The organism is uncultured Clostridium sp., assembly GCF_934754925.1.
In the GTDB taxonomy this organism is placed as follows: domain Bacteria; phylum Bacillota; class Clostridia; order Clostridiales; family Clostridiaceae; genus Clostridium.
Genome location: NZ_CAKVJA010000005.1, coordinates 20,689 through 33,769 on the forward strand (window position 1 = coordinate 20,689; position 13,081 = coordinate 33,769).

8 protein-coding genes are annotated in these 13,081 nt (G+C 28.5%); 3 read left to right on the plus strand and 5 right to left on the minus strand.

Translation table 11 applies throughout. The features are described from left to right. Positions 1 to 12: 12 nt before the first annotated feature. On the minus strand, positions 13 to 816 hold the full coding sequence (modA, locus tag Q0G30_RS03560; protein WP_294386603.1) for a molybdate ABC transporter substrate-binding protein: 804 nt from the start codon (positions 814 to 816) through the stop codon (positions 13 to 15). Between the two features lie 176 nt (positions 817 to 992). Here modA and Q0G30_RS03565 point away from each other — a divergent pair, with 176 nt between their 5' ends. Together Q0G30_RS03565 and Q0G30_RS03570 are read left to right on the plus strand one after the other, a co-directional pair. After that, a complete protein-coding gene (locus Q0G30_RS03565; RefSeq protein ID WP_148321706.1) occupies positions 993 to 1,976 on the plus strand; it encodes a helix-turn-helix transcriptional regulator in 984 nt (327 codons plus the stop codon). Between the two features lie 153 nt (positions 1,977 to 2,129). Further along, positions 2,130 to 3,053, plus strand: coding sequence for a hypothetical protein (locus Q0G30_RS03570; protein WP_294386610.1), 924 nt, complete (start codon positions 2,130 to 2,132; stop codon positions 3,051 to 3,053). Between the two features lie 350 nt (positions 3,054 to 3,403). Here Q0G30_RS03570 and Q0G30_RS03575 read toward each other — a convergent pair whose 3' ends face one another. Together Q0G30_RS03575 and Q0G30_RS03580 are read right to left on the minus strand one after the other, a co-directional pair. Continuing rightward, a complete protein-coding gene (locus Q0G30_RS03575) occupies positions 3,404 to 4,699 on the minus strand; it encodes a family 10 glycosylhydrolase (RefSeq protein WP_148321708.1) in 1,296 nt (431 codons plus the stop codon). Between the two features lie 142 nt (positions 4,700 to 4,841). After that, positions 4,842 to 6,173 carry an FAD-dependent oxidoreductase gene (locus tag Q0G30_RS03580; RefSeq protein WP_148321709.1) on the minus strand — a complete coding sequence of 444 codons (1,332 nt, stop codon included), beginning with the start codon at positions 6,171 to 6,173 and terminating at the stop codon, positions 4,842 to 4,844. A gap of 363 nt (positions 6,174 to 6,536) precedes the next feature. Here Q0G30_RS03580 and Q0G30_RS03585 point away from each other — a divergent pair, with 363 nt between their 5' ends. Continuing rightward, on the plus strand, positions 6,537 to 6,725 hold the full coding sequence (locus Q0G30_RS03585; protein ID WP_195516523.1) for a hypothetical protein: 189 nt from the start codon (positions 6,537 to 6,539) through the stop codon (positions 6,723 to 6,725). Between the two features lie 150 nt (positions 6,726 to 6,875). On the opposite strand, the gene Q0G30_RS03590 is transcribed toward Q0G30_RS03585, so the two are convergent. Together Q0G30_RS03590 and Q0G30_RS03595 are read right to left on the minus strand one after the other, a co-directional pair. After that, positions 6,876 to 11,564 carry a CehA/McbA family metallohydrolase gene (locus Q0G30_RS03590; RefSeq protein WP_294386631.1) on the minus strand — a complete coding sequence of 1,563 codons (4,689 nt, stop codon included), beginning with the start codon at positions 11,562 to 11,564 and terminating at the stop codon, positions 6,876 to 6,878. A 361-nt stretch (positions 11,565 to 11,925) separates the two neighbouring features. Continuing rightward, a complete protein-coding gene (locus Q0G30_RS03595) occupies positions 11,926 to 13,074 on the minus strand; it encodes a YibE/F family protein (RefSeq protein WP_148321712.1) in 1,149 nt (382 codons plus the stop codon). Positions 13,075 to 13,081: the final 7 nt, after the last annotated feature.

Here is a 13,081-nt window from a genome sequence, read left to right on the forward strand (position 1 = left end):
TTACCTTCTTTATTACTCTACTGACTTATATCCATACTTTTCAAATATTTTTTGTGCTGCATCTGTAAATAAGAAATCTTCAAACTTCTTTGCTTCATCAATATTATTTGAATCTTTTATAACTGATACTGGATAAGTAATTGATGAATGATTATTTACTTCATCAACATTTTCAACAATTTTAACACTATCACTACTTAAAGCATCACTTAAGTATACAAAACCTACATCCGCATTTCCAGATGCAACCCATGCTAAAACTTCCTTGACATCCTTAGCAAAAACAAGTTTATCACTAACACTATCTTTTATTCCAGTGTTTGTTAAAACTTCATCTGCATACTTACCTGCAGGTACACTTTCCGGTTCACCAACAGCTATATGTTTAACCTTATCACTTTTTAAATCATCAAAACTAGTAATATCAACTCCATTAGCTTCTACAAGTACTAGAGAGTTTTCAACTAAATCTTTAATAGTATCATCAAGTAATAATCCTTTTTCCTTTAGAGTATTCATTTGCTTTTGTCCTGCTGATATAAATAAATCACAAGGTGCCCCTTGTTCTATTTGTTGTTGAAGAGATCCTGATGATCCATAATTTACAACTAAAGTAACATTTTCATTACTCTTATTATATTCTGTTTCCAAATCAGCCATTACTTCCTTTAAGCTTGCTGCTGCTGAAATATTTAACTCTACTGGAGTTTTATTTTCCTCTGTAGTAGTATCATTCTTATTACCATTTTTCCCGCAACCTACTAATAATAAACTACAACATAATAACATTGATATAAATTTTGTATTCTTTAACATTTTACACTCTCCTAATTACCTATTCATTATTTTTAGTTAAGTTTTATCATGTTTTGTTATGTTTTGAACAATTAAATATTATCATAATATCTATTTTATAGCAATAAATTTAATCCAAATGTAGAATTACTTTTATTTTAATGTTAAAATTATCTTAATAATTAAGGAGGGATAAGATGGACTTAAAATCTTCTTTAACACCATTAGAAGTTGCAGAGTTACTTAAAATAACAAAAAATACAGTTTACGAGCTTATTAAACGTGGAGAGTTACCAAGTTATAAAATTGGAAAAAAAATTAGAATAGATATGCATGATGTAGAAGATTATATTAATAATCAAAAATCAAATTCAAGGCCATCTATTAACCATAATATTAACACTAAGTTATTAAATAACAATGTAGAAAACACTATACATACTAGTAATAGCATTTCTCTAAGTAATAAATCTAATTCAAAAATAATTATTTCTGGTCAAGATATTTTATTAGACATTTTAGCAAGATACATAGAGGAAATATTACCTGATTATACAGTTCTTCGTTCTTACAAAGGAAGTTATAATGGTTTATATGATTTATATAATAATAAAGTTTCTATAGCTTCTTGCCACCTTTGGGATGGTGATAAAGACGAATATAATACTGACTATGTTAAAAGATTAGTTCCTGGTACTCCTTGTGTTCTTATAAACTTAGCTTATAGATTACAAGGGTTTTATGTTGAGAAAGGAAATCCACTAAATATAAAATCATTTAAAGATTTAACTAATAAAAATATTAAATTTATTAATAGAGAAAAAGGTAGTGGTGTACGAGTTTTACTAGATGAGAAGCTTAGACTACTTAATATTGATCCAAATTCTATAAATGGTTATTATAATGAAGAAAATTCTCATTTAGCTGTTGCAAGTACTGTTGGTCGTGGTGATGCAAATATTGGTCTTGGAAATAAAAAAGCTTCTATGCAAGTTGAAACTATAGATTTTATCCCACTACAAACTGAACGCTATGATTTAATTATAAAGAAAAGTGATTTAAACAATCCAATTTATAAAAGTATAATTTCTATTTTATCTTCTGAAAAATTCAAGAATGAACTACAAGGGATTGGAGGCTACGACCTTAAAGATTTAGGTAAAATAATATCTACAACTTAATTAAATTTAAAATTCTAAATAAAGAAATATTATAATTACAGGATTAATGCAACTTTATTCTAATTATAATATTTCTTTTTATTTTTTATAGTCTAATAATACTTTTAAGTTTATAATCATTTCACCTTGTTAATAATTACAAATGGTGATGATATGATTAATTTTTATAAAACCCTAATTAACAATAGCTCTAATAAAACAGTTAATAATTTAATAGACTCTGATAATTATAAAATTAACACTAGAACTAAATGCCCATACTGTGAAAGTAAAAATATTATCAAATATGGAATGTACAGAAATATTCAAAGATATAAATGCAAAAAACCTATGTGTGGAAAAACATTTACTACTGAAATTTATAATCAATTTAGATACTCTAAAAAATTTAAAGAAAACTATCAAGAATACTTCAATCTTTTAAATAAAGGACTTACAATTAGAGAATGTGCAATGAAATTAAATATCACTATTGTAACAGCCTTCTTTTGGAGACATCGATTTTTATTTGATTTTAAAAATAAGCATTATCTTGAAAATATATCTTCATATGTAGAATTAACTAAAATGATAGTAGTTGAAAACTTTAAGGGTTCTAGGAATATTCCTAATATTAAGAGAGATAAAATTACAGTTGTTAATGCTTTGAATGATTCTATAGACATAATACCAATTATTGCCTCAAGAAACTTTTTCGGCTTTTATGAACTTAGAGATAATATTATTCCACGATTAAATAAAAAAGCTTATGTAGTTGGTTTAATTGATGGAAGACTCAAAACCTTTGCTAACGCATTTAATGAAATAAATAAAGTAAAATTTAAAGAAAATTATAAAAATAATATTGATATACAGTATTCCATTAATACTCAAAAATGGCTTTCTAAATTTCGAGGAGTTGCAAGTAAATATTTAGATCACTACTTATATTGGAGATTATTTGAATATAAAAATAATTTTAATTCTAAGAGAAATATATCATCAAAAGAAAGTATTAAAAAAAATCTTCATTTAACCGCTGATATAACTACCTATGTATCTTGGGAAAATATAAAATTAAAAACACTCCCTATTTAATAGCTTTACTTTAATTAATCTAAAATTTATAACACTTATAATATGTAAATAACGGTTTCCTCATATTATTGCTTGTCTATTATTAAAATATAAATAATAGTTTATTTGTTATGTCTAATTTTATTATCTATAAAATTTTCTAACATTTTTTAATATACTCTCTCTAAATCTTCCTTTATATTATAAATACCCATTAATTATTATAGAAGTCTGTTATATTAAATTGTTGTTACCAACAATTTAATATAACAGACTTCTATATACAAAATCCCATATTTAGATACATAAAAATCAAATGTTATCTTAAGTCACCATTCCCCTTATAAGGAATATTATATTTTTATTATCATTTACCTAGCATATAACTCCCTTAACTTATCCGTAAATCCAAGTCTATTCTCTTCCAAGGTTTTTAATCTGAAGAAACAACTACCATTAACATTGCTATTTGACCTAGAATACCGTACTTGGTTTATTACTTCATTTCCATTAAGCCATGCTTCCCCATAACTTGAATCATTTATTTTATACGCTGCATGTCCAATATATAGTTTTACATTAGTATTTTCTACTTGATTAGCCCACCAATCAACTAATGTTGCAAATGGAGCGGACTTATAATCAAACTGCCAATATATTTGTGGAATAATATAATCAATCCACCCTTCCTGAATCCATTTTCTAGAATCTACATAGACATCATCGTAACTACTTAAGCCACTTGTATTACTTCCCCCTACCACTTCTCCATTTCTCCATATTCCAAATGGACTAACTCCAAATTTAACTTTTTCATTAGTCTCCTTTATTTTTCTATATAGCTCACTTATAAAACTATTAATATTATTTCTTCTCCAATCATCCCTTGAAGCAAAATCTTCACCATATTTTTCATATGTATCATCATCTGGAAACTCTATCCCTCCTGAAGGATATGGATAAAAATAATCATCTAAAACAACACCATCAATATTATAATTTTTTACAACTTCTATTATTGTATTAATAACATATTCTCTAACTTCAGGTATTCCAGCATCAAGATAATGATAATTATTATATTTTACAATCCACTCTGGATGACTTTTTAATGGTGATTCTTTTGGTAATTCAGTTATATAATTATCTATGCTAAAATTTTCTGAATTACTATCTATTCTAAAAGGATTAAACCATGCTTGAATCTCTAATCCCCTTTTATGAGCTTCATAAACAGCAAACTCTAAAGGATCATATCCTGGGTATTTTCCTAAACTTCCTGTCAAATACTTAGACCAAGGAGCATAACTAGATTCATATAGAGCATCTCCCATTGGCCTAACTTGAAAAAATATCGTATTCATATTTTGTTCTTCTATAAAATCAAATTTTTCTTTTAATAACTCTTTTTGAACTTTTTCATCATATACTCCAACCTCTGGCCAATCCAAATTACTTACTGTAGATACCCAAACACCTCTCATCTCTCCATCTTCCATGAATTTATTTTCTATAATTTCTTCACCTTCACTTTCATTAACGTTTATATTTTCATTCTTAGTTTGTGAATCATTATTAATTTTACTTATCTTGATTTTTAGTACTATGCCAGTAACTAAGCATATTGCTATAAAAATTACTATAATATGAATATATTTATTTTTCATTTTTCACCTCCCTTTACAATATTACTATTATTTTTTCACTAATATAACAAAATTTATAAATTATTAATAAAAAAAGTAACCTATTTGAACTGCCCCTAGTCAGTATACATGGGGCGTTCATTTTTAGGTTACCTTATTGTTACTATAAAGCTTTTAATGCAACTGCATTTAAAATACTCCATGGCTTATTAAAGTGTGGTTGGAAGAAGAAGTCTGTCATTGCAAGCTCCTCTAAAGTCATTTCATTTTGAATAACTACTGATAAAGTATTCATAAATTGAGTTAAATCTATATCAGAAATTATTTGACCTCCAATTATTCTTCTTGTATCTTTATCAAATACTAATTTAATAGTTGCTGGTAAATAAGTAGGCATAAATTCTGGTCTATAGTTATCAGTTAATGATACTGAACCAACATTCATTTTAGTTGTAACTTTTGCAACATCTTCAGTTAATCCTGTTGAAGCTATACATTTTTCATAAATCTTAATTCCTGAAGTACCTTGAGTCCCCATATACTTAAGAGTTGGTTCAACAATGTTTCTAGCTACTAAAGTACCCATTCTTACAGCATTTGTTGCAAGAGGAATATATCTTGTATCATGAGCTGGATTATATTTAACTACACAGCAATCTCCTGCTGCAAATACATCTTCCTTGCTAGTTCTCATATATTCATCAATTATAATTGCTCCATTTGGAAGAGTATCTAACTTTCCTTTAACAAGTTTAGTATTTGGTGCAAATCCAATACATAAGACAACTAAGTCACCTTCATAACTTCCTTTTTCAGTAACAACTTTAGTTACCTTTCCATTTTCACCTTCAAATTTAGCTACTTTTTCTCCTAAAACTAAATTTACGCCTCTATCAGTAAATTCCTTTTCAGCTATGTCTGTGAATTCTTTATCAAGATATTTAGCCATAATTCTTTCTTCTGCATCTATTAATGTAACTTTTTTACCTTGCATTTCAAACGCTTCTACAAGTTCAACACCAATATATCCAGCTCCAATTATAACTACATTTTTAGCTTTTTTAGATTTTTCAATTATTTCAATTGCATGATCATGATTCTTACATAATAAAATATTTTCTAAATCTCCACCTTCAAATTTAGGAACTATTGGCCATGATCCTAAAGTTAAAACTAATTTATCATAACTATCTTCAAACTCTTCATTTGTTAAAAGATTTTTAACTCTTAAAGTTTTATTTTCAAAATCTATATCTAAAACTTCGTGCTTCATATTTGTTACTACACCCATTTTAGCAAGGTTTTCTGGCGAGTTATAGAAAAGATTTTTAGTTTCTTTAATTACTCCTCCAACGTTTAATGCTATTCCACATGATAAGAATGATAAGTTGTCATTTTTTTCATATATTGTAATTTCACTTTCTGGGTGAAGTTCCTTTAAATTAACTACTGCAGCTGTTCCTGCATGTGTACATCCAACTACTACTATTTTCATAATAAATTCCTCCTAAAAGAATATAGATTCTCTATTTATTAATATTTCTTTTTATTTAATAATTATTTTCCTTAATCAAATCATACTACTTTACTAAGAAATAGTAAAGTATTTTTTGTATATTTTTTAACATTTTTTTATACTAGCCTTTCCAACAAATATTATCTAGTTTATTTTTTGTCTTTTTCCAAGTTATATTCTTTAAAATATCTCTAATTAATAGATTTACTAATATTTCATCATATTTTTATTAATTTATATCGTTTTCACAGATTTTAAACAAAGTTTTTATAAGAATTGGTTATTTTTATTTATTCTCTTCATAGTATATTACTAGAATTTTATTTATGGAGGTTTTAAAGTATGGGTAAAAGTGCATGGGAGTATACTCTCGAAATCATTTCACTGGCTACAGACATAGACAACTTAAACAGCAAATTAAGTATTACTGATAATATTCGAGAAAGGGAACGTCTTTCATCTAAAATTGATGATTTAGAAAGTAGATTATTTGAGGTAAAAGATAAGTTAAAGAGGGTAAATATAATTTAAATGTATACAATAAACATTCTACTAATCAATATTTTTATTAATTTACACATTAAAAAGGTATGATTCCTATAGAAGAAATCATACCTTTTTTACATCTTATAAATACAAACACTAAATATTAATATGCCTATATTTAAACTCTTAACTTTATTATTTTTTAGATTTTTTCTTAAATAGAACTATTACTCCTGCAGCAACTATAATTATAGCTACTACTACGTAAACAATTGAATTAACTCCACCAGTATTAGGTAAAGCTGAACTTCCTCCATTTACTGTTCCATTATTACTATTTGAAGCATTATTTAAACCTGTATTTGATCCATTTCCACCTTCTGGTTTTACTTCAACACCTGGTGCTTGTGGTTTATCGCTTTCCTCGTTTTCAAGTTCAGCTATTTTAGCTTCTACCGCTTCTAAAATATTAACTAACTCTTTAGAAACTAATGCTTTTTCAGCATCTGTTAATGAATTATATGCTTCTCTTATAGCATAAATTCTAGCTTTATCTTCTAATGTAATAAGAGATACTTCTGGTAACTTTAATATCATATCTTCTACATTCTTAACTTCTTCTTCATCAACTATATCATTTTCTAAAACAACTATTTCTGCAGAATCTCTAACTCTTAATCTGTGTCCTTCTGGATCTTCTGATGCAAGACCTATTGCTGAAACCATATCCCCAACTTTAACTCTTGATTTCCATTCATCTGCTACACCTGGATTTGTACTACTTCCAATATATCCTTCAATATAAACTCTTGATTCACCAGTTCCATCATTAACATATATATTTTGGCCTTCTATTCTAGTTACTTCCCCTGATACTTGAACTAATAAACCTTCTTTTTCTTCAAGCATACTATCTGCTGTTGAAAGCTTAGTAGGTTCAACTAAATTAATACTCTCATCAATTATTTCTAAATCATAAAGTTCATTAGTTAATGCAATTTGTGCATCTCCTAAATATGATGATACTTTACCTGTAAGTCTAACTTTTTGACCTAATTTAACCTCTGTTGATGATACACCAAATACTGTAAGTCCAGCTGTTTCATCTTGTACATAAATTACATCAAAGAAAGAATTTCCTTTTGCTGCTGCATTAGATGCTGCTGTAACATAACCTTCAATAACTACAGTTTCACCAAATCTATCTGGATTATTATCACCATCTAAATCCACTCTTACATCAGCAATTTTACTAACTGGTAACTCTGGAGTTGGTGCTAGCTCTCTTAATACTGTGCTTGTTATATCAAAGTTTGAATATACATATCCATCAATTTCAAAATCAGAGAAGAATGTAGCTCCTGAAACAAACACTTGAGCTCCACTTTCTAATGTTTCAACTGCAAGACCTACAACATCACCTTTTTCTACTGGAGTATTATCTCCTTGGTTATCTGCATCATTACCATAAGTAGTTTCATGACCTTTTACTAAAACTTCAATATTACTAGTATCTTCTGGCATAATTAATGTTGAACCACTATAGAAACTATAGTTTTTAGAAGTATCAACATCTTTTAACCATGTGCTTTCAGTATTATAATCGTTAAAGTATAATCTATAGCTTTGTCCACCATTTTCAACATCATCTGTAGCCTGGTCATCATTAAATCTAATCTTTGCTCCAATTGCCTCAAGAACAGCATTTCCTTGTGCTGCATTTCCATACTCTCCAACACCATCACCATAGTCTGCTTTTGATGTTATTATAATATTCCCACCATTTTCTGCAAATTTAGCTATAGCCTTTAATTCCTCTTCAGTATATTTTTGAGGAGTTAATCCACTTGACTCTTTAGATGTACTTTGTGGATCTGAAAGTATTAATAATGATGCACCTTCTAAAGTTTCATCTGTAATTGGCTCTTTATTAAGTACAGATTTAATTCCATTTTGAGTCATTAATCCTGTAAGTGTAGTTATTTTTCCAGAGTAATCTCCAGTTACATATTGATTTTGATGTGCTCCATCAATAATTACCTTAGATACAGCACTAGCCTTAGATACTTTAATATCTATGCTTCCTTTAAATTCTCTTTCATTTCCATTTATATTTGCCTTAACTACAACACTTATCTTATGCTCACCTGCTTTTTCAAAGCTATGACTTAATGTTGCTGTTCCTGTTGAAGCAGATGCAATACTTTCAATAGTGCTTACTACTGGTTCAGTAGCATCATCTATATAGTATTCAACCTCAACATCTTTTAATTCTGTCGCTTCATTATTATAGACAGTTGTAGCTATATTAATTTTTTCATTTTCTACTACAAGTTCTGTATCGCAATCAACTGATTCTATTCCAACATTTTCTCTTTCACCAACCCATACTGGTGCTGTTACAGCTATATCTTGGTCAACTTGATCAACTCTTACGTAGTAATATGAACTTACATTATTATCTAAAGTAAATGTCCATTCCTTTTTAGTAGAGTTAATATTATCTATAGAATTTACAACTTTACCACCATCTCCAATGATTGAAATCTTTTTAATATTATCTCCAGCATCTATATCTTCAACATTTATCTTAAATTCTAAAGAACCTGTATCATCTAATATAGATCCCATTGTGCTTCCATTTACAGTATATGAAATTCTTAAGTTTTCATCCTCTGTAGCATAAGTTCTTCTTTCACTTATAGCTTCATAAAGAGCTTCCCTTGTAAGTTCTGATGCTTCAATTACTGTTCTTGCAGTATTAGCATTTCCCCATTTACCCTTATGGTTATCTTGGTTGTTTGTAGGAGATACATGCCAACCTTTATCAAGAGCTCTTGTATATTCTTCATATGAAGGGAAATATCCTGAGCTTCTTATAGCACCTTCCCCATTACCAACTTCTATTAAAGTAACTACTTCATCAATAGCTGCATCATAGTGAGCATAATCGCTAAAATTACCAAAAGTTTTACCTGGGTGATTTAATTGTGATAAAGACTCTGGATATTGCTTTAATGTTTCATAGTAATTCTTTAAATCCATATTCCTATTTGTTCTAGTCTCAAATCCTGGTGTATTAAATGTATTAATATGACCATATCCTCCAGTTGAACCTGACCAAGTCATTTCAAATCCATAGATAGCAGTAAATTCACCATCTTCATTGTACTTATCAGCAGTAGATAAACCTAATTGCCAATCTTCACTTACAGAACCATCCCCCATATTAGCTAATGTATCATTATCAAACCAGTTACTATGGTCAGTAACTGCTACGAAATCTACATTTGCAACATCTCTTGCATAAGTATAAGCTTCATCTATTGAACCTTGTCCATCTGAAAGATTTGTATGTGAGTGAAGTTGTCCAAAGTATAAATTGCTTTCTTGCTCTCCTACTGTAAACTTCCATTCCTTAATAGTTAAGTTTCCTAAAGTATCCTTAACTTCCACTTTCACAGTATATTTTCCATCAGTTAAATCTTCATTCACTGTATATTTAACTTTATTTTCTTCTTTAACTAACTCTGCTGTAACATCTTCTCCGTTAAATGTAAGTTTAACAGTTTCCATATCTACACCTGATTCATCTTCAAAGGTAGCAGTTATTTCTGGTCTTCTATTTTCTCCTACATTAGATGAATTTCCTGGAGTAACCTTAACTACAGTTGGTCCTATCTTATCCTCTTCTGGAACCTCTGGAACTTCTGGTATTTCTGATTCAATCTTTGTAACTTGTGATGAATTATTTATTCTTAATTGATATCCACCATTTCCATCATTTGAGTATTGTGATAATGTTGCAACAACTTCAACCTTATCTCCTACTTTAATATCTCCTAAATCAGTAGCCTTATACAAATAAATAAATTTACCATTAGCATCTACTAACTTAGTATTTCCAGTTAAATTAATATCTTCAACAATTAAATCAGTAATTTTAACTACTTGTGATTCAAAGTTTTCTCCTCCAGCATTATCTACAATATCAGATATTGTTACTACTTTACCTAATGGGAATGTTTTTTCACCCTTATTTTCTAGAAGATTATATCCATTTATTTGAATTAAACCTTTAAATGTTGAAGGTGTCCCTTTAACTACTACTTCATCTCCGACTTCTAAACCATCAACACCTCTTAAAGCTATACCACCAGTCTTATCTTCAATTGCATAATTATAAGAACTTCCTGAAGCTTCTTTAAAAGTTACTATACCTTTAACTATAACTTCTTCTGTTGATTTTCTAGCTTCTTCAATTGTAACTAAACCTTCAATCTCTTCTTCTGGTTCCACATAAGTTAATCTTACATCATCAAAAGTAAGATTCCCGACATTTTTTGTATATTCAAAATTTATCTTTGTAGTTTCTGATGGAATACTTTCAACAGTAACCTCTGTTATTCCAACATATCTTGATAACTTAGCGGAATCAAATACTTCTTCAAAAGTAACTTCTCCATTAGCATTAAATCCTTTCACTATAAATGCTGATGTAGAATCTGCTTTAATCCCTTGACTCTTTAAGTAAAAACTTAACTTTCCTTCATTCTCTAAAGTAAACTCCGGAGTTGAAATCACATCAGTTTTTCCAGTTGAAGTTCCCTTACCTAGAGCTACTGATGGTGCAGTGTTATAATTGTCACTTGAATCATAGCCACCTAAATCTCTACTAAATACCCATCCATCATTTGTAGAGTTTACACTGTCTTTATTGCCTGCAAAATTTTCTTCAAATACAAGAATTTCTTTTTGCTCTGAATCTCCTGATTCTTTTGTCATTTGAATGGCGCTTGCATATGTAATTTGCGATTTTGGTGTTATTAAACTAAATGACATAGTTGCAGCCATTACTAAAGCAATTAACTTTTTATTCTTCATTATTTATCCCCCTATTTTTTGGTTTTTAACACACGAACATTATTCTATCACACAATACGAACGTTAGGAAGTATTTTTATGTTAATTCTTTGCTTAATTTAATATTTTTTATATTTTATTGTAATTTTCTCCATAATTATTCGACTTTTCTGTTTTTTATATACTTTTTTCATAACATAAAATATAATTTCACTCAATTTATTGCCTAAATTACTTTTTTTACCTTTGTTGAAGTAATATTTTGTCCGTATAGTTGTTAATTCCATAAATTCATACGCATAATTTATCAATTAATACTATAAAAAAAGAAGTTTTAAATATAGTCACCACTGACTATACTTAAAACCTCTTCTCAAAATAATTATTTTTCCTTACTCTTACTTGCCTTACATAAATAACACCCTATTAATGCTGTTATTGGCACTGCTAAAACTATACCTATACTACCAGCTAATCCTTGTATTACTTCAGTACCTAGTACATCTAAATTTATTAACTTATTATATGGCATTGATGAAGAATATATTAATATCAAAAGACTTAAAGATCCACCAGCAAATGCTAAAATCAAAGTATTAGTCATTGTACCAATTATATCTTTTCCTATATTCATTGCACTTTTAAATAACTCTTTAAAAGTAACTTCCTGATTAATAATATTCATTTCAAATATAGATGAGGAAATTGACATAGCAACATCCATTACTGCCCCTAATGAAGCAACTAAAATTCCAGTAAACATCAACCCAGTAATCTTTAGTCCAGTATCTTCTGCTATATACATCAAACTTTCAGCATCTTCCATAGTAATTCCTGAAAGATGACTTAACTTTCCAAATACATAGGCTATAATTCCCGCAATAACAACTCCTGAAACTGTTCCAAATATTGCGGTAACAGTCTTTTTGTTAATACCTGAAACTAGTAGTAATGTAACAGTAATACTTAATATAGCCATTAAAATCCCTGCTATAATCGGGCTTACTCCTTTAAGAAGTAATGGCAACATTAAGTATACACAACAAACTAATGTAAATATTAAAGATACTAATGACTTAACACCTTTAACTCCCCCTATTATTATTACTATTAAAGCAAATATTACAACTAATATATAAATTACATTACTTCTATTATAGCTAAATATAGTAAATACATTTTCCCCATTACTTTCATAACACCCTACAATTACCTTAGTTCCTTCATTTACCTTTATATTATAAAGTCTGCTTACTGGATTCTCAATTTCATACTCTTGCCCCCTTAATGGTCCATCTTTTATTTGAACTAATACTGTCTGAAATCCAACTTGGACATTTTCTAAAAATTCATCTTCTTGCAAATTCTCGCCAAGAATTTCTACTACCTCTCCCTTATAATACTCCATTCCCTTATTATATTTATCAGCTAAAAAACCACCCTTAAATATAAATTTTGATGCTAATACTAATATTAAACTACATGCTATTACCCCAATTATTGGAGTAACATTTTTCTTTAGATTTTTCATAACTTCC